Below are 23153 nucleotides of genomic sequence, written 5' to 3'. Positions count from 1 at the left end.
CCCGCCGATTCCAGCGGGCCCCGGGTCTGCCGTCAGGTCAGGTCGTCGCTGATCGGCAGGATGTAGTTCTTGAACTCGGTGTCTTCGCGGAAGCCGATGGACTCGTAGACCTTCTGCGCCACTTCGTTGTTGACGCTGGTGGACACGCGCATGCGCACGGCCTGGGTCTCGCGGGCCATCTGCCGTGCGGTCTGCAGCAGGTGGTCGGCCACCAGCTGGCGGCGGGCTTCCTCGGCGACATAGATATCGTTGAGGATCCATACGCGCTTGAGCGACAGCGAGGAGAAGCTCGGGTAGAGCTGGCAGAAGCCCAGCAGCTTGCTGTCGTCGTCATCCGGCAGGGCCAGGTAAATCACCGATTCCTTGCGGCGCAGGCGCTTCTCCAGGAATTTCCGCGAGGATTCGGGGTAGGGGAGCATGCCGTAGAACTCGCGGTATTTGACGAACAGCGGCGCGAGCAGATCGAGGTGGTCGAGCGTGGCTTGCACGATACGCATGGGCGGGCCTCGGCGTGGTGTGAATGGGCTGGTATGGCAATGCAGGGGCTATGCCAGCGGATAGCCATCTTGTCCGATGCTGCACCAGAAATTGTTGAAAACGCAATCCAAGCAAGCGTTTGATCTGGAGTGGTTGGCAAGGTAGGGCGCCAGGGGCGTAGGAGCGGACTTTGTCCGCGATAGGTCCGAATCGCGCCGGAGGCCATCGCGGCCGGAGTCCGCTCCTACGGGGTGTTTTTGTTCCGCGCGGAAATGTAGGAGTGCATTACGCAGCGGACGGGCATTCAGGTCAGCAGGAAATTCGCCCCCGGCCCGCTGCCTTCGAGTGTCGGAAGTTCCGCCTCGTCCTTCAGATTCACCCCCGACAGTTGCCGGCGGCAGGCCTCGCGCATCAGGTAGAGCAGGCGGTGGGTGGCCAGGCCGTAGCTCAGGCCTTCCAGCCGCACGTTGGAGATGCAGTTGCGGTAGGCGTCGTTCAGGCCGACCTTGGGCGCCCAGGTGAAGTACAGGCCGAGGCTGTCTGGCGACGACAGGCCGGGGCGTTCGCCAATCAGGATCACCACCATCTTCGCCCGCAGCAACTCGGCCACTTCGTCGGCCACGGCGACGCGGCCCTGCTGCACCAGTGCCACCGGCGAGAGGCTCCAGCCTTCGTTGCGCGCCTGTTCTTCCATGCGTTCGAGGAAGGGCAGGCTGTGGCGTTGCACGGCCAGCGAGGAGAGCCCGTCGGCGATCACCACCGCCAGGTCGTAGCCTTGCGGATGGCGATCGGCGTGCCGGCGCAGGATATCCGCCGATTCTTCGTTCAGACGGCGGCCCAGGTCGGGCCGTTGCAGGTAGGTGTCGCGGTCGGCGGCAGCGCTGTGCAGCAGCAGGGTTTCGCGGCCGCGCTCGGCCAGTTGCCGGGCCAGGCCGTCACGGTCGAAGGGCAGGTGCACGGCGTCGCGCGCCTGGGCATGGGCGAACTGGAAATCCAGTTGCGCGCCGGTCGGCAGGCTGGTGCCGGCGCGGCCCAGGGCGATGCGCGCGGAGGTCAGGCGGCGCAGTTCCTGCCAGGGGTTGGGGGTGAAGCTGTCGCTCATCGAAGACTCCTCAACTCAGGACAGTTGCGCGAGCGCGTGGCGGAAGGCGCCGGGCAGTTGGCCGGCCATCTGCACGCGGCCGTCCTGCTGGCGGAGGATTTCCATGCGCGCCAGCCATGCCTCGAATTCCGGCGCCGGCCGCAGGCCCAGCGTCTGGCGCACGTAGAGCGCGTCGTGGAAGGAGGTGGTCTGGTAGTTGAGCATCACGTCGTCGGAGCCGGGGATGCCCATGATGAAGTTGATGCCGGCCACGCCCAGCAGGGTCAGGAGCATGTCCATGTCGTCCTGGTCGGCTTCGGCGTGGTTGGTGTAGCAGATGTCGCAACCCATGGGCACGCCGAGCAGCTTGGCGCAGAAGTGGTCTTCGAGGCCCGCGCGGATGATCTGCTTGCCGTTGTACAGGTACTCCGGGCCGATGAAGCCGACCACGGTATTCACCAGGAACGGTTTGAAGTGCCGCGCCACCGCATAGGCGCGGGTCTCGCAGGTCTGCTGGTCGACGCCGTGATGGGCGTTGGCCGAAAGCGCGCTGCCCTGGCCGGTCTCGAAGTACATGAGGTTGTCGCCCAGGGTGCCGCGCTTCTGCGACAGCCCCGCCTCGTAGCCTTCCTTGAGGATCGACAGGCTGACGCCGAAGCTGGCATTGGCCGCTTCGGTGCCGGCGATGGACTGGAACACCAGGTCCAGCGGCGCGCCGCGGTTGATCGCTTCGATGGAGCTGGTGACGTGGGTCAGCACGCAGGACTGGGTGGGAATCTCGTAGCGCTGGATGATCGCGTCGAGCATCTCCAGCAGGGTGCAGATCGACTGCAGGCTGTCGGTGGCCGGGTTGATGCCGAGCATGGCGTCGCCGTTGCCGTAGAGCAGCCCATCGAGCACGCTGGCGGCGATGCCGGCCGGGTCGTCGGTGGGGTGGTTGGGCTGCAGCCGCGTGGACATGCGCCCGCGCAGCCCCATGGTGTTGCGGAAGCGGGTGACCACGCGGATTTTCTGCGCCACCAGCACCAGGTCCTGCACGCGCATGATCTTCGACACCGCCGCCGCCATTTCCGGCGTCAGCCCCGGCGCCAGGGCGCGCAGGCTGGTTTCGTCGGCCGCATCGCCGAGCAGCCAGTCGCGCAGGCCTCCCACCGTGAGGTGGCTGACCGGCGCGAAGGACTGGCGGTCGTGGGTATCGATGATCAGCCGGGTGACCTCGTCACTCTCGTAAGGGATCAGCGCTTCGTCGAGGAAGCGCTTGAGCGGGATGTCGGCCAGCGCCATCTGCGCGGCGACGCGCTCGGCGTCGCTGCTGGCGGCGACTCCGGCGAGCCGGTCGCCGGAGCGCGCCGGGCTGGCCTTGGCCATCACCTCGCGCAGGCTGTCGAAGCGCCAGGTCTGGCCACCGACGCTGTGGGCGAATCCGGACATGACGCTTCTCCTCAACCCTGGCTGGCGAACGATGCGTCGGTGCCGCGATTGAGGCTGATGACGATGCTGCAGATGGAGCAGCCGCCGATCATCAGCACCAGGAACACCGAGGCGATGACGCTATTGAACCATAGCATCGCGGCCAGGCAGACCAGCGCCAGGACCAGCGCGATCGCCGGCACCACCGGGTAGCCCGGCGCGCGGAAGCTGCGCTCCAGGTCCGGCTCGCTGCGGCGCAGCTTGAACAGGCTGAACATGCTCATGATGTACATGACGATGGCGCCGAACACGCTCATGGTGATCATCGCGGCGGTCAGGGTCATGCCCTGCAAGCTGACCAGGCCGTCGCTGAAGATCGCCGCGATGCCCACGGCGCCGCCGGCGAGAATGGCGCGGTGCGGGGTCTGGAAGCGCGACAGCTTGGCCAGGCCGCGCGGCAGGAAGCCGGCGCGCGCCAGGGCGAAGAACTGCCGCGAGTAGCCCAGGATGATGCCGTGGAAGCTCGCCACCAGGCCGAACAGGCCGATCCACACCAGCATGTGCATCCAGGTGGAGTTGTTGCCGACCACGGCTTTCATCGCCTGCGGCAGCGGGTCGTTGATGTTCGACAGGGCACGCCAGTCGCCCACGCCGCCAGCGAAGATCATCACGCCGATGGCCAGCGCCACCAGGGTCAGGATGCCGGCGATGTAGGCGCGCGGGATGGTGCGTTTCGGGTCCTTGGCTTCCTCGGCGGCCATGGCCGCACCCTCGATGGCGAGGAAGAACCAGATGGCGAAGGGGATCGCGGCGAAGATGCCGGCCATCGCCGGGGCGCCGAATACGTCGGAGCCGGCCCAGCCGTTGAGCACGAAGTTGCTGAAGCTGAAGCCCGGCGCCACTACCCCCATGAACACCAGCAGTTCAGCCACGGCCAGCAAGGTCACCACCAGCTCGAAGGTGGCGGCGATGCTTACGCCGAGGATGTTCAGGGTCATGAAGATCACGTAGGCGCCCGTGGCCGCCCATCGCGGGTCGAGGCCGGGGAACTGCACGTTGAGGTAGGCGCCGATGGCCATGGCGATGGCCGGCGGGGCGAAGACGAACTCGATCAGGGTGGCGATGCCGGCGATCATCCCGCCGGTCTTGCCGAAGGCCCGCAGGCTGTAGGCGAAGGGGCCGCCTGCGTGGGGGATGGCGGTGGTCAGTTCGGTGTAGCTGAAGATGAAACAGGTGTACATCACCGCGACGATCAGCGTGGTGACGAGGAAGCCCAGGGTGCCGGCGGCGGCCCAGCCGTAGCTCCAGCCGAAGTACTCGCCGGAGATCACCAGGCCCACGGCGAGCCCCCAGAGATGCAAGGTTCCAAGCGTCGGTTTTAGTTGTGATGCGCTCATCATGATTCCTCTGCCGCAAGGGGCGTGGACGGATACCTGAGCCTCGATGGTAGTGGCGCAAAGCCCCGTTAGACTTGACCGCTGGAACCGGCTTTTGCCGTGCAGGGTCAACTTGCTGTTACTCATCGCCCCACACAGGGTGAAACGCCCGAACATGGTGCCGGAATCGTGCCAGCTGCCCCATGGGGTGGCACCTGCAAGCCAGGCGTGGCGCTGTGTTCGCGTTTTGTGCGATGGCTGTGAGGCACGGGATTTGCTTTGTAAAACAGCCCCCGCTATTCAGGGGGCAACCTGCTTGCGTGTTTCATAACAAGATCGGTAACCGTCATGAGCCAGCCCCTGTTTTCCCATCCCGGCCTGAGCGTGCCTCTGGCCAACAACATCGGTGTGCTGTCCGCTGCCGCCAGCGGTCTTGGCCGCTTCATCGGCGACCAGGGTGGCGACATCGACAGGGTCTTCGGCCGTGCGGGTATCGATCCCGAGCGCCTGCTGCATCCCACCCTGAGCCTGGCGCTGACCAATTATTGCCAGGTGCTCGAAGAAGCGGCGCGGCAGTCCGGCTGCGACAACTTCGGGCTGCGCTATGGCGAGCAGTTCCGGCCCCGCGAGCTGGGCCTGCTGGGCTATGTGGGGCTCTGCTCGGAGACGCTGGAAGACGCGCTGAAGAACTTCGCCGCGGCCTTTCCCTATCACCAGCACGACACCCTGATCCGCCTGGTGGATTGCGGCGAGTGCTACCGCTTCGACTACCAGGTGCGCCATGGCGCCATCCTCGAACGCCGCCAGGACGCCGAGCTGACCCTGGGCATGGCGCTGAACCTGATGCGCCATGCGCTCGGCCCCACCTGGGCGCCGCGTGCGGTGAGCTTCGAGCACGCACGGCCGGAAGGCTGGCAGGAGCATGGCCGAGTGTTCGATGCGCCGGTGCTGTTCCAGCGTGGCTGCAACTCGATGCTGATTCCCAAGCGCGACCTCTACGGCCGGCAGATGCCCGAGCGTGACGCCAACCTGCTGTTCCTGGTGCAGGACGTGATCCGTCGCCTGGGCGAGCAGGGCGGCGCGCCCAATCTGGTGGAGGATGCCGGTACGCAGATTCGCCTGGCATTGAGCGAAGGCGAGCCGTCGCTGGAGATGATTGCCGAGCAACTCGAACTCACCACGGCAGGTCTGCAGCGCCGCCTGCGCGAGGCCGGGCTGAGCTTCAGCCAACTGGTGGAAAACACCCGCCGAGAGCTGGCGCTGCACTACCTGCGCCAGCCCCAGCGGCCCATCTCCGAACTGGCGCCGCTGCTCGGCTATTCCGAGACCAGCGCCTTCTCCCGTGCCTTCCGCCGCTGGTTCGGGGTCAGCCCCCGGCAGTGGCGCAGCGACGCCAGCTGAGATTTCCTAAGGTAGGAGCGGGCCATGCCCGCGATCGCCGGCCATGCCGGCGGCCTGCATACGGGTCGCGGGCATGGCCCGCTCCTACAGGTCCGTACGATGCTTAAACCTTGCGTAGGAGCGGACTCCGTCCGCGATAGGTTCGCGGCGCGCCGGATACCATCGCGGACGGAGTCCGCTCCTACGAAAAGCAGCTCACCGATGACTTTTCCCCGGACATAAAAAAGCGCGGCCCGCAGGCCGCGCAAAGATCGATTGGAGAGAATGCCCGGCGCGCGCCGGGCGGGTGGATCAGAAGAAGCCCAGCGGGTTGATGTCGTAGCTCACCAGCAGGTTCTTGGTCTGCTGGTAGTGGTCGAGCATCATCTTGTGGGTCTCGCGGCCCACGCCGGATTTCTTGTAGCCACCGAACGCGGCGTGCGCCGGGTACAGGTGGTAGCAGTTGGTCCACACGCGGCCGGCCTTGATGCCACGGCCCATGCGGTAGGCACGGTTGATGTCGCGGGTCCACAGGCCGGCGCCCAGGCCGTACTCGGTGTCGTTGGCGATCGCCAGCGCCTCTGCCTCATCCTTGAAGGTGGTGACGCCCACCACCGGTCCGAAGATTTCCTCCTGGAACACGCGCATCTTGTTGTTGCCCTTGAGCAGGGTCGGCTGGATGTAATAGCCGGTGGACAGGCTGCCATCGAGCTTCTCGACCGAGCCGCCGGTCAGCACCTGCGCACCTTCCTGCTGGGCGATGTCGAGGTAGGAGAGGATCTTCTCGTACTGCTGCTGGGAAGCCTGGGCGCCGACCATGGTGTCGGTGTCCAGCGGGTCGCCGCGCTTGATCGCCTTGACCTTCTTCATCACCACTTCCATGAACTGCGGGTAGATGGATTCCTGTACCAGCGCGCGGGACGGGCAGGTGCACACCTCGCCCTGGTTGAAGAAGGCCAGCACCAGGCCCTCGGCGGCCTTCTCGATGAAGGTCGGCTCGGCTTGCATGATGTCTTCGAAGTAGATGTTGGGGCTCTTGCCGCCCAGTTCCACGGTCGACGGGATGATGTTCTCGGCGGCGCACTTGAGGATGTGCGAGCCCACCGGGGTTGAGCCGGTGAAAGCGATCTTGGCGATGCGCTTGCTGGTGGCCAGCGCCTCGCCGGCCTCGCGGCCGAAGCCCTGGACGACGTTGAGCACGCCCTTGGGCAGCAGGTCGCCGATCAGTTCCATCAGCACGCAGATGCCCAGCGGGGTCTGCTCGGCCGGCTTGAGCACGATGCAGTTGCCGGCGGCCAGGGCCGGGGCCAGTTTCCAGGCAGCCATCAACAGCGGGAAGTTCCACGGGATGATCTGCCCGACCACGCCCAGCGGCTCGTGGATGTGGTAGGCGACGGTGCTGTCGTTGATCTCGGCGGCGGAGCCTTCCTGGGCGCGGATGCAGCCGGCGAAGTAGCGGAAGTGGTCGGCGGCCAGCGGAATGTCGGCGTTCAAGGTTTCGCGGATCGGCTTGCCGTTGTCCCAGGTCTCGGTGATGGCCAGCAGTTCCAGGTTCTGTTCGATGCGGTCGGCGATCTTCAGCAGGATGTTCGAGCGGTCCTGTACCGAAGTGCGGCCCCAAGCGTCGGCGGCGGCGTGGGCGGCGTCCAGTGCCTTGTCGATGTCTTCGGCAGTGGAACGGGGGAATTCGGCGATGGGCTGGCCATTCACCGGCGAAGTATTGGTGAAGTACTGACCCTTCACCGGCGGGACGAATTCGCCGCCGATGTAGTTGCCGTAGCGCGCCTTGAAGGAAACCTTGGCGCCTTCGGTACCGGGATGGGCATAACGCATGGTCGAATCTCCTGGGTCTTGTGCTTGTTGGGGAGGACGTTGATCAAGCGTAGAGCAAGGGCCGGGCCATGCCAGCGCAATCCGCGCCGCACTAGGCCTCGAGGCTTTCGTCTGGGGAAGTCGAAAAGCCCGCTGTGACACGCTCGGGACAGTGCGCCGTGACACTTTGTCCCGTATCCGTGACAGTCGTGACCTGACGGTCGGACAAGCGTTGCATTGCCCGGACGCGTGGAGGATGCTGTCCGAGGTTCGTGGCCGATTCATGACGGCGACGGACCTTCGGGGCTGCCTCCCCGTCCCCATTGCGGAGAACAACAAGAATGCGTGCCAACGATATGAGCCGCCACGCCCGCCAGGTCATGACCGTCGCCGAGGGCCGCGTCCGTGCCGGTGATCCCGGCGCCGATCCGTCGATCGCCCGTTCCTGGATGCGCTGCCTGGAGCAGTACCACCTGGACCCGGCGCAGACCATGGCGCCCACGGTGCTGGAACATGCCCGCATGCTGGAGCGCCGCGAGCGCCTGCAGCAGGTGCTGGAAATCGCCAGCGGCGAGATGAACAGCCTGCACCAGCAGCTTTCCGGCGCCGGCCATGCCGTCCTCCTCACCGACTCCCGTGGCGTCATCCTCAACTGCGTCAGCGAGGCCGCCGAACGGCGCACCTTCGAACAGGCCGGCCTGTGGCTCGGAGCCGACTGGAGCGAGGCCAGCGAAGGCACCAACGGTATCGGCACCTGCCTGGTCGAGCGCCAGGCGCTGACCATCCACCAGGACGAGCACTTCCGCAGCCGCCACACCGGCCTGACCTGCTCGGCCAGCCCGGTGTTCGACCCGCAGGGCGATCTGCTGGCGGTGCTGGATGTGTCTTCCGCGCGCAGCGAGGTGTCGCGGCAAAGCCAGTTCCACACCATGGCGCTGGTCAACCTCTCGGCCAAGGCTATCGAGAGCTGCTACTTCCTGCGCCATTTCGAGGACCAGTGGCTGCTGCGCTTCCACCTGCAGCCGGACGGCCTCGGCCTGTTCAGCGAAGGCATGATCGCGTTCGACGGTGCCGGCCGCATCCAGGCGGCCAACCAGAGCGCCATCAACCTGCTTGGCAGCCATCGCGAGAGCCTGCTCGGGCGTTCGCTGGAACAATTCTTCGACTGCCGGCTGGACGATCTCTTCAGCCGCGCCGATCCGCAGCCCAATGCGAGCTGGCCGCTGCGTACCCATTCCGGCCGCACGCTGTTCGCACTGCTGCGTGGCAAGCGCCCCATTGTCGCCGCGCCGGTGCTGCCGCGTGCGCCGTTGGCGAAGGGGCTGTGCATTGACGATCCGCAACTTGCCCATGATTTCCGCCGTGCGCTGAAGGTCTACGCCCACGACGTGCCGCTGCTGCTGCAGGGCGAGACCGGCACCGGCAAGGAAGCCTTCGCCCGCGCCGTGCACCAGGGCGGCGAACGCGCCAGCAAGACCTTCGTCGCGCTGAACTGCGCGGCGATTCCCGAATCCCTGATCGAAAGCGAGCTGTTCGGCTATCGCGGCGGCAGCTTCACCGGCGCGCGCAAGGAAGGCATGCGCGGCAAGCTGCAACAGGCCGACGGCGGCACCCTGTTCCTCGATGAGATCGGCGACATGCCGCTGGCCCTGCAGACGCGCCTGCTGCGCGTGCTGGAGGAGCGCCAGGTGGTGCCCATCGGCGGCGAGCCGCAGGACGTGGACATCCGCCTGATCAGCGCCAGTCACCGCGACCTGGAAGCGCTGGTGGCCGCCGGGCAGTTCCGCGAAGACCTCTACTACCGCCTCAACGGCCTGGTCGTCGCGCTGCCGCCGCTGCGCGAGCGCGAAGACCGCGGCGCGCTGCTCGACCATCTGCTGGCCGAGGAGAGCAAGGGCCGCAGCGTGCGCCTGGACGACGACGTGCGCCGGCACCTGCTGGACTTCCCCTGGCCGGGCAACGTGCGCCAGTTGCGCAACGTGCTGCGCACGCTGTGCGCACTGTGTGAGGGCGGGCGTATCCAGATGGCCGACCTGCCGCCGGATTTGCGCCGTACGCCGACTCCCGCTGCTGCCATGCCGGTTGTTGTGAGCGAGGAGAGTGGCGATGCGCTGGGCAATGCCGAGCGCCTGGCGCTGCTGGAAGTGCTCGAAGCGCATCACTGGCACGTCAGCCGGGTGGCGCAGCAGTTGGGCATCAGCCGCAATACGCTGTACCGAAAGCTGAACCGGCACGGGCTGAGCCGCAGGACCTGAACGGGACGGTCACCGTAGGAGCGGACTCCGTCCGCGATTGGCTTTGTGCCATGCGGTTCGCGAGCAAGCTCGCTCCTACAGGTTCGGCACACATGCTCTTCGTAGGATCGAGCTTGCTCGCGAACAGATGTCAGGCTTGAGGTGGATTCCCCCGGCTGACTTCGCCCCCTCACCGAAGGAGCGTAGGGCGTATAACGTTCGACGTTATACGCCGTTTGACCTTGATCGCAGGGTGCTCCGGACTTAACCAGGCGCTGGCGGCAAACAACGGTGTATCGGCGTACAACCGCGAACGGTTGTACGCCCTACGGTTCGTTCCCGTGACAACATTCCCCGCCCACCGGGAACCGCCTCCCCACCTCGTCGTCTGATGCCCCGGCGGCGGGCCGCGCGGGCGCGCGCTGTGCTACTCTGCCGCCCATTCGAAGCGCCTTGAAAGGCTTGATTGCAGGAGTCTGCATGCATATCCACATCCTCGGCATCTGCGGCACCTTCATGGGGTCGCTGGCCGTCCTGGCCAAGGAGCTTGGCCACCGCGTGACCGGTTCCGACGCCAACGTCTATCCGCCGATGAGTACCCAACTGCAAGCCCAGGGCATCGAGCTGATGCAGGGCTATGACCCCGCGCACCTGGAGCCGGCTCCGGACCTGGTAGTGGTCGGCAACGCGCTGTCGCGCGGCAACCCGGCGGTGGAATACGTGCTGAACAAGGGCCTGCCCTATGTCTCCGGCCCGCAGTGGCTGGCCGACCACGTGCTGCAGGGCCGCTGGGTCCTGGCCGCCGCCGGCACCCACGGCAAGACCACCACCAGCAGCATGATGGCCTGGGTGCTGGAACATGCCGGCATGAGTCCGGGCTTCCTGATCGGCGGCGTGCCGCAGAACTTCGGCGTCTCCGCGCGCCTGGGCGGCACCCCGTTCTTCGTGGTCGAGGCCGACGAGTACGACAGCGCCTTCTTCGACAAGCGCTCCAAGTTCGTCCATTACCACCCACGCACGGCGATCCTGAACAACCTGGAATTCGACCACGCGGACATCTTCCCCGACCTCGCCGCCATCGAGCGGCAGTTCCACCACCTGGTGCGGACCATTCCCGGCGAAGGCCTGATCATCCATCCCACTGCCGAAACCGCGCTCAAGCGTGTGATCGACATGGGCTGCTGGACCCCGGTGCAAACCACCGGCGAAGGCGGCCAGTGGCAGGCGCGCCTGCTCAGCGAGGACGGCTCGCGCTTCGAGGTGCTGTTCGACGGCCAGGTGCAGGGCACCGTGGACTGGGAACTGACCGGCCAGCACAACGTCGCCAACGCCCTGGCCTGCCTCGCGGCGGCCCGCCATGTGGGCGTGGTGCCGGAGCTGGGCTGCGCCGCGCTGTCGGCCTTCAAGAGCGTCAAGCGGCGCATGGAGAAGGTCGCGGAAGTCAACGGCGTGACCATCTACGACGACTTCGCCCACCACCCGACCGCCATCGCCACCACCCTCGACGGCCTGCGCAAGCGCGTTGGCGATGCGCCGGTGATCGCCGTGGTCGAGCCGCGCTCCAACTCCATGAAGCTTGGCGCCCACCGCGACGGCCTGCCGGAGTCCGTGGTGCAGGCCGACAAGGTGTTCTGGTACGCGCCGCCGAATCTCGGCTGGGACCTGGCCGCCACCGTCGCCAGCTCCACCGTGCCCACGCAAGTATGCGATTCGCTGGACGCGATCATCGCGGGCGTGAAGGCCATCGCCACGCCGGGCACCCAGGTGGTGATCATGAGCAACGGCGGATTCGGCGGCCTGCACGGCAAGCTGGCCCAGGCGCTGGAGGGCTAAGCCAGGTTTTCAGACAAGACCTACAATGTGGAAAGGCATTGTCTTAGGACAGTGACCTTTCTGGCGATGTGCGCCAGTGGATAACCTGTTTTCCACTGGCGTCTGCCCCATCGCCGGCCGGGGGAGGAGTCCTCGGCCGTCATACCCGAAAAGGATGCGACCATGCCCGCGCTCGACCTCAACCTGGTGCATCGCCAGGAAGCCTTTCTGCATCGTCACCCCATGCTTTTCCGCTTCAAGGTGCTGCTCCAGTTGTTGCTGGGGCTGCTGCTCTTCGGTCTGATCGTGTTGGGCTCGCTTGGCGTGTTGGCATTGCTGGCGCTGCTGTTGGCCACCGGCAAGGCCTGGGTCGTTGCCGCCAAGCTGATCAAGGTGGTCTGGCTGCTCCTTCTGCCGCTCTGGGGCATGCTGCGCATCAGTGTTCGCGCACTGTGCTGGCGGATGCCCAAGCCGTCCGGGCGGCAATTGCAACGCGATGAAGCTCCCGCGCTGTTCGAGGCGCTGGAGCGCATGCGCCGGGAAATGAAGGGCCCGCGCATCAGCGGCGTGTTCCTCATCGACGAAATGAATGCCTACGCAATGTCGCGCCCGCTGGCCGGGTTCTGGTTCCTGTTCATCCGCCAGCACTACATCGGCCTCGGGGTTCCGCTGATCCAGACTCTCTCCGAGGATGAGGCTCTGGCGGTAGTGGCGCACGAGTACGGGCATATCTCCGGGCATCCCTCGCGCTTCGACGCCTTCGTCTATCGCCTGCGCTGGCGCCTGCTGGAGTTGCTGCAGCAGGCTGGCCAATGGGACGACTGGCCGTCGCGCTGGCTGGGACGCCTGCTGAACTGGTACATCCCCCGATTCGACCAGTTGGCTTTCGCCCTGTGCCGTGCCTCCGAATATGCCGCCGACCGTGCCGGCAGCCAACTGATCGGCGCCACGCCCGCCGCCCAGGCGCTGATGCGCCTGCGGGTGGCAGAGAACTACATTCACCGTGATTTCTGGCCGCGTATTCACGGTCAGGTCGGCGAGCAGGCCGACCCCCAGCAGGTGCGCCCCTGGTCGCGGCTGCCTGCTCTGGTGCGGGAGACGCATAACGACGACCTCGCGGCTGACCTGCTGCGCGATGCGTTGCACGAAGAAACCGCCGCGCTGGACACTCACCCGGCTCTGCGCGACCGACTGGCCGCACTGCAGTTCGATACCACCCATTACCTGGGGGTTGGCCAGTCGCTGCCGCCGGTGGCGGAACGCACGGCCGCCGAATCCTGGTTCGGCGAACGCCTGGCGACGGTGCTCGACGGCTTCGATCAGCGCTGGGCCGAGTCGGTCGGCGAGGCCTGGCGCTCGCGTCACGAAAACCTGCGCGAGCAGCGTCAGCGCCGCGCGGAACTGGAAGGCCGCGATGCCACCGCTCTGAACGATGACGAAGCCTGGGACCTGCTGGTCGCACGTATCGATGCCGATGAAGTCGCCAACCCCGACGACGAGGTCTGGCAGTTCATCCAGCAGCATCCCGCCCATGCACTCAGCCGGCTGGCCTGGGCGCGCCGCAATCTCGGCGAGGCACAGACGCAGGCGGTGAAGACCTTGTTCGAGTGCATGCGCCTCGACCCGCAACTGCGTGGCCAGGCTGCGAGCGTTCTGATGGAGCATTTCGCCGATGACCCCCTGCGCCACAAGATGATGGAGGTGCTATTGCGCCGTACCGGGGAGGTTGCGTGATGCTGGCCACGACCATTGAGTCCCTGCTGCAGGTACAGGATTTCGCCGAACTGGAGAGGCTGGCAGCCGAGCGGATTGCGCAATATCGCGAGCAGCCTGGCATCGAACAACAAGCGGCCTGGAGCGATTTCATCGATGCCTGCGCTGACAGCGGAGCAGAGCTGGATGCCTGGCTCGGGCAATTTCCCGATAGCGCCGTTGCGCATCTCGCGCAAGGGGTACGGCTGGGCAATCAAGCGCGTGCAGCGCGCGGAACGGCGACCGCCGACCAGGTCAGCGCCGAGCAATGGGAGAAGGTCAACGCCGGCTACGGTGCCGCCCGCGATCACCTGCTGCGTGCCCTGGAACTCGGCGTACCGGCCGGGATCGCACTGGCCTGCCTCATGGAGCGCGAGAAGATTCAAGGCAGCCGTACGGCCGCCGAGCGTTATTTCAGCCGCCTGTTGGTGGAAGACCCGCAATGGTTCGGTGGCTGGCGGGAGATCCAGGCCATTCGCGAGCCGCGCTGGGGCGGCAGCCTGGCGGATATGGAAGCGCTGCTGGATCAGGCCGAAACCGTGCTCGAATCGGCCATGCAGCGTCAGCGCCTGCGCTCCCTGCACCTCTGGTGGCGCGGCAACTACCTGTATTACTGGGAGTCCGACTATCCACAGGCCTTGCAGGTCCTCGACGAAGCGCTGACGTTGGCCGTGACGCCAGGCGGTACTGGCGATATCCAGGAGTACCGCGCCTACCTATTCAAGGAACTGGAGCGCCCTGAAGCCGCGCTGGCCGCCTGGGAGGCTGCCGTGGCGGCCGTGCCGGACAGTGCTGAGTACCGCTTCCGCCTCGGCGTCGCCCTCGATGATGCCAGGCGCCTTCCCGAGGCATTGCCGCACGTGCAGCGTGGCGCCGAACTGGGCGGGGAGTATGGATACTGGTGCGCGCGCTTCCTCGGCATCAGCTGGCAAGAGGGCGAGGGTGGGGTGGCACGCGATACCGCGCAGGCCCTGTACTGGTATGCATGCGGCCTGGAGCTGGCTGATCGCGCCGAGCGCCGGGCGGAGATGGCTTGCGCCTGCGCGGCCCTCCATGAAGCGGAAGACCGGCCGGCAGAGGCGCAGCGTCTCTACCGTCAGGCCATCGCCGAGGGCAGCGCGGAAGCCCCAATGCGGCTGGCGGCCTTGCTCGAGCGCTGCGAAGGTACTGGTCAGCACGATGAGATCGTTCGCCTGTATCGGCTGGCTGGCGAGCGCGGGCAGCGTTCGGCCGCCTCGGAATTGCAGGGCTTCCTGTTGCGTTCGGGCAGTCAGGATGTGGCCTTGCTGCGGGAGGTACGTCTGCAGGCCGCCGAGAGCGGCGACAGTAAGGCAATCCGCGCCATGGCGCGCGAGTGCTGGGAGCAGGAGCGGGCGGACGAGGCGCTGCTCTGGCTGAGCCAGGGTGCGCTGGAGTCGACGGATTGCGCCTATGCCCTGGGACGCGGCCTGGCCGAAGGCTGGTTCGGCCGGGTCGATCACCAGCAGGCCTACGAGGTGCTGAACGCGCTGCTGGTGAGTACCTTCCACGCCGATGCGTCGTTGTCCTACTGCGTTTCGCTGCATGAGACCAACAAGCACGAGTGGGCCACGATGAAGTACCTCAACGAGGAGATCGAACGCCTGCTGAAATGGCAGAAGGACGGTACGGTCGAGGTCGACCAGCGCTTCAGCGACGAACTGCGCAGCATTCGCCGCCAGGTGTCGCGTGGTTGGCTCGGCTGGCGCCTGCGCAAGCTGTTCGGTCGCCTGCCCACGCTGCGCCGGCAGAGCGAGATTCCTGACTTCTGGGGCTGACGGCAGCTTACGAATCCCTCTCCGGCCGCTATTATGTGCCGCCAATAGTGTTCCGGAGACGGATTATGAGTGGAGCCGAACGCGTCACCCTCGCCATGACCGGCGCCTCCGGCGCCCAGTACGGCCTGCGCCTGCTCGACTGCCTGGTGCAGGAAGACCGCGAGGTGCACTTCCTGATCTCCAAGGCTGCGCAGCTGGTGGTGGCCACCGAGACCGACGTGACCCTGCCGAGCAAGCCGCAGGCGATGCAGGCCTTCCTCAGCGAATACACCGGCGCCGCCCCTGGGCAGATTCGTGTGTACGGCAAGGAAGACTGGATGGCCCCGGTCGCCTCCGGCTCCGGTGCGCCCAGCGCGATGGTGGTGGTGCCCTGCTCGACGGGGACGCTCTCGGCCATCGCCACCGGCGCCTGCAACAACCTGATCGAACGCGCCGCCGATGTGGCACTGAAGGAGCGCCGCCAGCTGATCCTGGTGCCGCGCGAGGCGCCGTTCTCCAGCATCCACCTGGAGAACATGCTCAAGCTGTCCAACCTGGGCGCGGTGATCCTGCCGGCGGCGCCGGGCTTTTACCATCAGCCGCAGACGGTGGACGACCTGATCGACTTCGTCGTCGCGCGCATCCTCAATCAGCTGGGCATTCCCCAGGACATGCTGCCGCGCTGGGGCGAACACCATCTTGTCAGTGACGAATAAGCTGCTCGCCGCCCTGTTGCTGCTGCAGCTGGGCGGCTGCGCCACCGTGAAGACCCTCAATGCCAGCAAGCCAGGTGCGCCGCTGATCTATGCCGGCACCCGGCTGGATTGGTATTCGCTCAATGGCGGCTGCTGCCCGATGGACCGCTTCGGCGCCGAGGCGCCGGCCTATCCGGGCTTCGACCTGCCGGGCAGCGCGTTGCTGGATACGCTGCTGCTGCCGTTCTCGATTGCCGCGGAGCTGGGCGTCGGCCTGCAGGTGCGTGGCGGGAACTGAGTCGCCGGACTCTCCCTGTAGGAGCGGGCCATGCCCGCGATCGCGGACACGGTCCGCGTCCACTCGGTCGCACTTCAGGTGGGTGATGGATGGGCATTCCCTGGCAGGAACGCCCCAGGGGCGCTTTCGCGGGCATGGCCCGCTCCTACGGGTATCCTGGGGCGCTCGGTGCGGTAGGGCGTACAGCGTTCAACGTTATACGCCGATTGGCCTTAGCGACAGGGCGCTCCGGGGTTGGCCGTGGCGTCGACGATGAGCGCGGTGAAACGGCGTACAACCGCGAACGGTTGTACGCCCTACGGACTGGGGCGCGAATGTGCGTGCGGGATTACTTGCCCAGCCGGCGCAGTTCGTCCGACTCGACGACGCGGGTGCCCTTGCCGGTTTCCAGCGCCAGGCGCCAGAGCGCACGGGCCAGGGCGCAGGCTTCGATGCCGTGCAGCTTGCCCGGCAGGATGCGGGCGAAGGGGGCGGCGAGCAGTTCGGCCAGGCGGACGTCTTCACGCTGGCCCAGCAGCAGCGAAGGGCGGGCGATGGTCAGCTGCGGCCAGCCTTGCTGGCGCAGGGCGTCTTCCAGTTCGCCCTTGATCCGGCTGTAGAAGATCGACGATTTGCTGTCGGCGCCCAGCGCGCTGATCACCACATAGTGCCGCGCGCCCAGCTCCAGGCCGCGTGCGCCGAGCGCCAGCGGCAGGTCGAAATCGATGGCGCGGAAGGCCTCTTCGGAGCCGGCTTCCTTGATGGTGGTGCCCAGGCAGCAGAACACGGTATCCACCGGTCCGGTCAGGTCCGGAATCAGTTCGGCCAGCGGGCCGATGGGGTTCTTCAGGCGCGGGTGTTCGGCCAGCTTCCGTCGGGTGGGAGCCAGTACGCGCTTGACGGTGGGCTCGTTGAGCATGCGGTCGAGCAGGTGTTCACCTGTAAGACCGGTCGCTCCGGCAAGCAGGATATTCGTCGGTGTTGAGTACATCTGTGTTTCTCCCTGACACACTGACAAGCTTAGTTGCCGGCCTATTGTTTTGCCTGTACGGCGACGCTCTTGGCATCCAGCGGCCCGCGTCGCTGCTGCGCGCGCAGGGCCTTCCAATGGTTTAGAACCGCCGGCGGCGCCCAAAGTTGCGGTTCCGACGCTTCGAACTGTTCCTCCTTCTCGCGCCGGGCGACCGTGTCGCTGGCTATCGCGAAGGCTTCCTTGAGATCGTCCGTCTGTTGGAAGGCCTTGGCGAACAGCGCGTCACCAAAGTAGGTGAAGTCGGCTTCTTCGGAGCAGCCGAAGGATACGCGGTCGGCGCGGGCGGCGGTCATGATCAGCGTCTTGTCGTCCTTGAGCGCAGGGATGAAGCCACCGCTGTAGCAGGCCGAGATCACCAGCACCTTGTAGCGGTCCTTCAAGGGCGCCAGCAGGGTGGCCAGTTCGCTGGCCGGGAGGTCGTTGAGCTTGAGGCCGGGCATGTCCAGCACCAGCTGGTGGTCGCTGGAGCCGTGGCTGGTCAGGTAGATGAAGATCAGGTCCTCCGGCCCGCTGCGCTCGGCCAGAGTGCGCAGGGTGCGGGTCAGGCTTTCGCGGGTGGCCATCGGCCGGTCGGTGAGGTGGTCGCGGTGGTTCACCAGGGTCACCACGCCCTGGGCGCCGAAGCGCTTGCCCAGCAGGTTGGCGACATAATCGGCCTCGCGCAGGAAGACGCTCTGCTTGCCGTCGCCGCCGACGCTCAGGCCGTAGAGCTCGATGGCTGGTGTGGACGGCGGGATGGCCGCCAGCGCCTTGTTCAGCAACAGACCCTGTTCCAGCAGACCGATTTCCAGTGCGTTGGGCAGCAGCGCGCCGCGTTCGTCGCGGATGCGCTGGCCGCCGCTCCAGCTGCCGCGCTGGACGTTCCCGTCGCTGCGGGTGAGGGTGCCCTCGCCTGCGTACTCGCCGCGGGCGAAGCCGCCGCGGTAGACCTGTCCGTCGGCCTGGCTGAGGGTGCCCTTGCCGTCGAAGCGCCACTGGCGGAACCCGCCCTGGTAGCGGCTGCCGTCACTGCCGAGGAACTCGCCTTCGCCATCCAGCGAACCTTCCTTGAAGGTGCCCAGCCAGACGTCGCCGGCGAGGTTCTCGAAGCGCCCCTTGCCGTCGAACTGGTCGTTGCGGAATTCGCCGCTGTAGTGATCGCCGGCATCGTCGCGGAAGGTGCCCTTGCCGTTGAGCGTGCCGTTCTTGAACTGCCCGGTGTACTGGTTGCCGAGGCTGTCCACGCGTGCGCCTTCGCCGTTGGCTTCGCCGCTTGCGAACCAGCCCTGGTGGCGGGTGCCGTCGGGCAGTTCGAGGGTGCCGGCGCCGTCGTAGCGGCCCTTGCGGAAGCCGCCGCTGTAGCGGGTCTTGCCCTGTGTCAGGCGGCCTTCGCCGTCGAACTCGCCCTTCCTGAACTGGCCCTCGTAGTCGCTGCCGTCGGCAAATTGCAGGTGCCCCCGGCCCTCGAACAGACCCTCGCGGAAGCCGCCGACATAGGTCGAGCCGTCACCGCCGTGCCATTTGCCCTGGCCGCTTTGCAGGCCCTTGTCGAACTCGCCGTCGTACCAGGCGCCGTTGGGGTAATCCAGGCGGCCTTTTCCCTGTAACTGGCCGTTCACCAGATCGCCACGATAGCGCGCGCCATCGGGCAGGCGGCCGTCGGGCGGCGTCAGGGGCTCGCCTTCACCGCAGGCGGCAAGGAGCAGGGCGAGGCCGAGGGGCAGGAGGTGGCGTGGCATGGGATGTCTCGAATTGCGGTGGGGCGCGGTTTCAGTGTGGACGTAAAAAAGCCCGCGGGCGCGGGCTTTTTTCAGTGGCTCCCGATCAGGTCCACTGGGTGAGCTTGTTGCCTTCCTTGTCCTTGAAGGCACCGACGATGATCATGATGAAATCGACCAGCGTCCAGATGCCCAGGCCGCCCAGGGTGAGGATCTGCAGGATGCCGGTGCCGATCTTGCCCACATAGAAACGGTGGGCGCCGAAGGTGCCGAGGAAGAAGCACAGCAGGAAGGCGGGGAGAATGCGTTTTTCGGTCATGGGACTGTCCTTGTGAGTTGCCGGAGGCCGCGCGAACCTGCGGCCTCCGACAGTCTAATCCATAACCGTCAAGGAATGTTTCAGACGAAGCACAGGCTCAGGGATTCGGCGATGTAGGCCGGCTTGGCCTGGCCGTCGATCTCCAGGGTGCAGCGCGCCTTGATCAGCCATTGGCCGGGGTTCTTCTCGGTGATGTCGCTGATGGTCACCTGCAGGCGTACGCGGGAGTTGACCGGCACGGGCTGGATGAATCGAACGCTGTCGAGGCCGTAGTTGACCACCATTTTCGGATTTTCCGGCAGTACCAGCAGCCCTTCGCAGAGCTTGGGGATCAGCGACAGGGAGAGGAAACCATGGGCGATGGTGCCGCCGAACGGCGTCTTCTTCGCCTTTTCCGGGTCGACGTGGATGAACTGGTGGTCCTCGGTGCATTCGGCGAACTGGTTGATGCGCTCCTGATCGATGGTGATCCATTGCGAGTGGCCCAGGTCCTTGCCGATGTAGTCCTTCAGTGCGCTTACGGGTACGAATGCCATGTTTCCTCCGGGGAATGCGTTTTTTCTTCTCTAAGTGCGTCCAGCAGGTCGTAAAGCAGCCCGTAGATCAGCATGGGCACCGGGGATGGTCAAGCACACTTGGCGATTCATGCTTTGGGCGAATGCCGTGCCATAGCGCCGCACGGCTGGGCATAATGGCGCTTCCTTGCGCTGGAGATGTCCCCATGCTGTTACGCGGCCTGACCTGGCTGGTGCTGTTCCAACTGCTCGGCACGGGTCTGAATGCTCTCATCCTGCACATGATTCCCGGCCCCATCATTGGGCTGGTGCTGCTGTTCGCCTTCCTGGTGTGGAACGGCGAGGTGGGCAAGCCGGTGAACGAGGCGGCCTCCTCGCTGCTGCGCTACCTGCCGCTGCTGCTGGTGCCGGCGGCGGTCGGAGTGATGGCCTATGCGAAGCAGATTGCCGCGGACTTCTGGGCCATCGCCGGGGCGCTTGCACTGTCGCTGCTGGTGTCCTTCGTGTTCGCCGGCTGGCTGATGCAGAAGCTCATCGACCGCCAGCGCAAGCAGAAGGAGAGCGCCTGATGGTCGACTGGCAAGGCGCGGTTTCCTCCGTCATTCATCATCCGCTGTTCTGCGTCGGCGTCACCCTGGGGGCCTATCAACTGGCGCTGGCCGCCTACGAGCGCACGCGCTGGGTGTTCCTGCAGCCGGTGCTGGTGTCGATGCTGATCGTGATCGGCGTGCTGCTGGCCTGCGGCATCGACTATGCCGAATACAGCACCAGCGCCAAGGTGCTGACCATCCTCCTGGGCCCCGCCACCGTGGCGCTGGCGGTGCCGCTGTTCCTCAACCTCAAGCGCATTCGCCAGTTGTTCTGGCCGACCCTGATCACCCTGGTGGTGGCCGGCCTGTTCGCCACCGGTCTGGGCATCGGCCTGGGCTGGCTGTTCGGCGTCGACCACGAGCTGCTGATGAGCCTGGCGCCCAAGTCGGTGACTTCGCCGATTGCCATGCTGGTGGCCAGCCAGATCGGCGGCGTGGCGGCACTGGCAGCGGTGTTCGTGCTGATCACCGGCGTGCTCGGCGCCATCCTCGGCCCGGAACTGCTGCGCCGCGTGGGCGTCCATCACCCGGCTGCGCAGGGCATGGCGTTGGGCATGACCGCCCACGCCGTGGGCACCTCCCGTGCCCTGCAGGAAGGCGAGGAGTGCGGCGCCTTCGCCGCCCTGGCGATGAGCCTGATGGGCGTGGCGACTGCTGTGCTGCTACCGTTGGCGGTAGCGCTGATCGCCTGACGAATCGACGGAGTGTCCATGAGTTTCCCGCTGTTCCCCCTCAACACCGTGCTGTTTCCCGGCTGCCGCCTTGACCTGCAGATATTCGAGGCGCGTTACCTGGACATGATCGGCCGCTGCATGAAGCAGAACGGCGGGTTCGGCGTGGTGGCCATCGTCGAGGGCGAGGAAGTCGGCGATGCGCCGGAGCGCTATAGCCTGGTTGGCTGCGAGGCGCTGATCCGCGATTGGCAGCAGCGCCCGAACGGTTTGCTGGGCATTCGTGTCGAGGGCGGGCGGCGCTTCCGCGTGCTCTCCGCCAATGTGCAGCCGGACCAGCTGACCGTGGCCGAGGTGGAGTGGCTGGACGAGATGCCCGACCAGCCGCTGACCAAGGAACATGAAGACCTCGCGGCGTTGCTCGAGGCGCTGTCCATGCACCCGATGGTCTCTGCGCTGGAGATGGGCGGGGAGGTCAACGGCCAGCAGGAACTGGCCTGCCAGCTCGCCTACCTGCTGCCCTTCGAGCGCGACCAGAAGCAGGTGCTGCTGGAGATGGATGACCCTACCGTGCGCCTGGCGCGCATCCAGGTGCTGCTGGAGCAGTTGCAGGGCGATTTCGTCGCCTGACCGCCGGCTCACGCTGCACACCGGCTACACCCTGTAGGAGCGGGCCATGCCCGCGATGGCGCCGACAGGCGCCGTTGCCGGGGAATGCCCATTCAACCTGTCGGCGCGGTGTGTTCATGGAAACGCGGACCTTGTCCGCGATCGCGGGCATGGCCCGCTCCTACAGGGGGGATGCGGTGCGCGGACTCCGTCCGCGATCGGCCTCGGCACCGCGCAAGAGCATCGCGGATGAATCCGCTCCTACGTGACCTGGAACGACAAGGCCCGCGAGTGCGGGCCTTGTGCTTTTACGGGCAGGGCGAGCGCTTAGAACGAATCGCCCGGCACCCGAACCCAGCCTTCCATGAGGATGCGCGAGCTGCGGCTCATGATGGCCTTGGTCACGGTCCATTCGCCGTTCACCTGCTTGGCCTCTGCGCCCACACGCAGGGTGCCGGAGGGGTGGCCGAAGCGCACCGCGCTGCGTTCGCCACCGCCGGCGGCGAGGTTCACCAGGGTGCCGGGGATGGAGGCGGCGGTGCCGATGGCCACGGCGGCGGTGCCCATCATGGCGTGGTGCAGCTTGCCCATGGACAGCGCGCGTACCAGCAGATCGACGTCGCCGGCCTGCACCTGCTTGCCGCTGGAAGTAACGTAGTCCTTGGCCGGCGCAACGAAGGCGATCTTCGGCGTGTGCTGGCGGGTCGCGGCTTCTTCCGGGGTCTTGATCAGGCCCATGCGCAGGGCGCCGGCGATGCGGAATTTCTCGAAGCGCGCCAGTTGCTCGGGGTCGCCATTGATCGCTTCGCGCAGCTCGGTGCCTTTGTAGCCGATGTCTTCGGCATTGACGAAGATGGTCGGGATGCCGGCGGTGATCATGGTCGCCTTGAAGGTGCCGATGCCGGGGACTTCCAGGTCGTCCACCAGGTTGCCGGTGGGGAACATGGCGCCGCCGTCTTCACCGTCGTCGGACGGGTCGAGGAACTCCAGCACGATCTCGGCGGCGGGGAAGGTCACGCCGTCCAGTTCGAAGTCGCCGGTTTCCTGCACCTGGCCGTTGGTGATCGGCACGTGGGCGATGATGGTCTTCTGGATGTTGGCCTGCCAGATCCGCACCACGCAGGTGCCGTTGTCCGGAATGCGCGACGGATCGACCAGGCCTGCGTGGATGGCGAAGGAGCCGGCGGCGGTGGAGAGGTTGCCGCAGTTGCCGCTCCAGTCGACGAAGGCCTTGTCGATGGAAATCTGCCCGTAGAGGTAGTCGACGTCGTGGTCCGGCTGGGTGCTTTTCGACAGGATCACGCACTTGCTGGTGCTGGAGGTCGCGCCGCCCATGCCGTCGATGTGCGCGCTGTACGGATCGGGGCTGCCGATCACGCGCATGAACAGCTTGTCGCGGGCTTCGCCCGGCACCTGGCAGCGCTCGGGCAGGTCCTGCAGGCGGAAGAACACGCCCTTGCTGGTGCCGCCGCGGATGTAGGTGGCGGGGATCTTCACTTGGGGTACGTGGGGCATGGGATATTCCTGGCAGTTCAATGTAGGAGCGGGCCATGCCCGCGACATCCCCGCGCGGAGGCCGGTCGCGGGCATGGCCCGCTCCTACAGGGTTCGATCCGGCACGCCGCGTGGCGTGCCGGA

General features: G+C 66.3%; 20 protein-coding genes. 10 read left to right on the top strand and 10 right to left on the bottom strand.

Features of this window, described 5'->3' with window-relative positions; translation table 11 throughout:
• Nucleotides 1-32 precede the first annotated feature (32 nt).
• The 4 genes from ACQ5BL_RS23940 to eat all read right to left on the bottom strand — a co-directional run bounded on the left by ACQ5BL_RS23940 (nt 33) and on the right by eat (nt 4368).
• Nucleotides 33-497, bottom strand: coding sequence for a GNAT family N-acetyltransferase (locus ACQ5BL_RS23940; protein WP_207884539.1), 465 nt, complete (start codon nt 495-497; stop codon nt 33-35).
• Between the two features lie 284 nt (nt 498-781).
• Entirely contained in the window at nt 782-1579 is a 798-nt protein-coding gene (eutC, locus tag ACQ5BL_RS23935; RefSeq protein ID WP_243805244.1) for an ethanolamine ammonia-lyase subunit EutC, read from the bottom strand.
• 15 nt (nt 1580-1594) lie between these two features.
• Nucleotides 1595-2989, bottom strand: a complete 1395-nt coding sequence (locus tag ACQ5BL_RS23930) for an ethanolamine ammonia-lyase subunit EutB (RefSeq protein ID WP_243805245.1) — start codon at nt 2987-2989, stop codon at nt 1595-1597.
• Between the two features lie 11 nt (nt 2990-3000).
• Complete coding sequence (gene eat, locus ACQ5BL_RS23925; protein WP_243805246.1) at nt 3001-4368, bottom strand: ethanolamine permease; 1368 nt, start codon at nt 4366-4368, stop codon at nt 3001-3003.
• 324 nt (nt 4369-4692) lie between these two features.
• On the opposite strand from eat, the gene qhpR reads away from it, so the two are divergent.
• Nucleotides 4693-5745, top strand: a complete 1053-nt coding sequence (gene qhpR / locus ACQ5BL_RS23920) for an AraC-like transcriptional regulator QhpR (RefSeq protein ID WP_243805247.1) — start codon at nt 4693-4695, stop codon at nt 5743-5745.
• 291 nt (nt 5746-6036) lie between these two features.
• Here the strand turns inward: qhpR and exaC are convergent, their stop codons facing one another.
• Nucleotides 6037-7557, bottom strand: coding sequence for an acetaldehyde dehydrogenase ExaC (gene exaC, locus ACQ5BL_RS23915; protein WP_243805248.1), 1521 nt, complete (start codon nt 7555-7557; stop codon nt 6037-6039).
• 320 nt (nt 7558-7877) lie between these two features.
• On the opposite strand from exaC, the gene ACQ5BL_RS23910 reads away from it, so the two are divergent.
• The 6 genes from ACQ5BL_RS23910 (at nt 7878) to ACQ5BL_RS23885 (ending at nt 16102) form a co-directional block, all read left to right on the top strand.
• Complete coding sequence (locus ACQ5BL_RS23910; protein ID WP_243805249.1) at nt 7878-9791, top strand: sigma-54-dependent Fis family transcriptional regulator; 1914 nt, start codon at nt 7878-7880, stop codon at nt 9789-9791.
• 459 nt (nt 9792-10250) lie between these two features.
• Nucleotides 10251-11603, top strand: a complete 1353-nt coding sequence (mpl, locus tag ACQ5BL_RS23905) for a UDP-N-acetylmuramate:L-alanyl-gamma-D-glutamyl-meso-diaminopimelate ligase (protein ID WP_243805250.1) — start codon at nt 10251-10253, stop codon at nt 11601-11603.
• Between the two features lie 162 nt (nt 11604-11765).
• Nucleotides 11766-13316: a M48 family metallopeptidase gene (locus tag ACQ5BL_RS23900; protein WP_243805251.1), complete on the top strand. Its 1551-nt coding sequence runs from the start codon at nt 11766-11768 to the stop codon at nt 13314-13316.
• The gene (locus ACQ5BL_RS23895) at nt 13316-15130 is read left to right on the top strand and encodes a DUF4034 domain-containing protein (protein ID WP_243805252.1); all 1815 of its coding nucleotides are present in this window, start codon (nt 13316-13318) and stop codon (nt 15128-15130) included. The genes ACQ5BL_RS23900 and ACQ5BL_RS23895 overlap by 1 nt, the downstream gene beginning before the upstream one ends.
• A gap of 65 nt (nt 15131-15195) precedes the next feature.
• Nucleotides 15196-15825 (top strand): flavin prenyltransferase UbiX, encoded by a 630-nt coding sequence (gene ubiX / locus ACQ5BL_RS23890; RefSeq protein WP_243805253.1) that lies wholly within the window; start codon nt 15196-15198, stop codon nt 15823-15825.
• Nucleotides 15815-16102 carry a YceK/YidQ family lipoprotein gene (locus ACQ5BL_RS23885; protein ID WP_243805584.1) on the top strand — a complete coding sequence of 96 codons (288 nt, stop codon included), beginning with the start codon at nt 15815-15817 and terminating at the stop codon, nt 16100-16102. Before ubiX ends, ACQ5BL_RS23885 begins: the two co-directional genes overlap by 11 nt.
• A 328-nt stretch (nt 16103-16430) precedes the next feature.
• On the opposite strand, the gene ACQ5BL_RS23880 is transcribed toward ACQ5BL_RS23885, so the two are convergent.
• From ACQ5BL_RS23880 to ACQ5BL_RS23865, 4 genes are all read right to left on the bottom strand, one after another.
• On the bottom strand, nt 16431-17072 hold the full coding sequence (locus ACQ5BL_RS23880) for an oxidoreductase (protein WP_207884530.1): 642 nt from the start codon (nt 17070-17072) through the stop codon (nt 16431-16433).
• Nucleotides 17073-17113: 41 nt separating this feature from the next.
• The gene (locus tag ACQ5BL_RS23875) at nt 17114-18832 is read right to left on the bottom strand and encodes a C13 family peptidase (protein ID WP_243805254.1); all 1719 of its coding nucleotides are present in this window, start codon (nt 18830-18832) and stop codon (nt 17114-17116) included.
• An 85-nt stretch (nt 18833-18917) separates the two neighbouring features.
• Complete coding sequence (locus ACQ5BL_RS23870; RefSeq protein ID WP_152220258.1) at nt 18918-19130, bottom strand: TM2 domain-containing protein; 213 nt, start codon at nt 19128-19130, stop codon at nt 18918-18920.
• Nucleotides 19131-19210: 80 nt separating this feature from the next.
• Complete coding sequence (locus tag ACQ5BL_RS23865) at nt 19211-19666, bottom strand: MaoC family dehydratase (protein ID WP_243805255.1); 456 nt, start codon at nt 19664-19666, stop codon at nt 19211-19213.
• 185 nt (nt 19667-19851) lie between these two features.
• Here ACQ5BL_RS23865 and ACQ5BL_RS23860 point away from each other — a divergent pair, with 185 nt between their 5' ends.
• From ACQ5BL_RS23860 to ACQ5BL_RS23850, 3 genes are read left to right on the top strand one after another with little or no spacing between them, the layout of a single operon-like run.
• Nucleotides 19852-20214 carry a CidA/LrgA family protein gene (locus tag ACQ5BL_RS23860; protein ID WP_243805256.1) on the top strand — a complete coding sequence of 121 codons (363 nt, stop codon included), beginning with the start codon at nt 19852-19854 and terminating at the stop codon, nt 20212-20214.
• A complete protein-coding gene (locus ACQ5BL_RS23855) occupies nt 20214-20927 on the top strand; it encodes an LrgB family protein (RefSeq protein ID WP_243805257.1) in 714 nt (237 codons plus the stop codon). Before ACQ5BL_RS23860 ends, ACQ5BL_RS23855 begins: the two co-directional genes overlap by 1 nt.
• Before the next feature lie 18 nt (nt 20928-20945).
• A complete protein-coding gene (locus ACQ5BL_RS23850) occupies nt 20946-21536 on the top strand; it encodes an LON peptidase substrate-binding domain-containing protein (protein WP_243805258.1) in 591 nt (196 codons plus the stop codon).
• 306 nt (nt 21537-21842) lie between these two features.
• Here the strand turns inward: ACQ5BL_RS23850 and prpF are convergent, their stop codons facing one another.
• Nucleotides 21843-23030, bottom strand: coding sequence for a 2-methylaconitate cis-trans isomerase PrpF (prpF, locus tag ACQ5BL_RS23845; RefSeq protein WP_243805259.1), 1188 nt, complete (start codon nt 23028-23030; stop codon nt 21843-21845).
• Nucleotides 23031-23153: the final 123 nt, after the last annotated feature.

Source organism: Pseudomonas sp. B1-22 (genome assembly GCF_050474425.1).
In the GTDB taxonomy this organism is placed as follows: domain Bacteria; phylum Pseudomonadota; class Gammaproteobacteria; order Pseudomonadales; family Pseudomonadaceae; genus Pseudomonas.
This window is presented reverse-complemented; position numbering and strand designations above follow the sequence as displayed.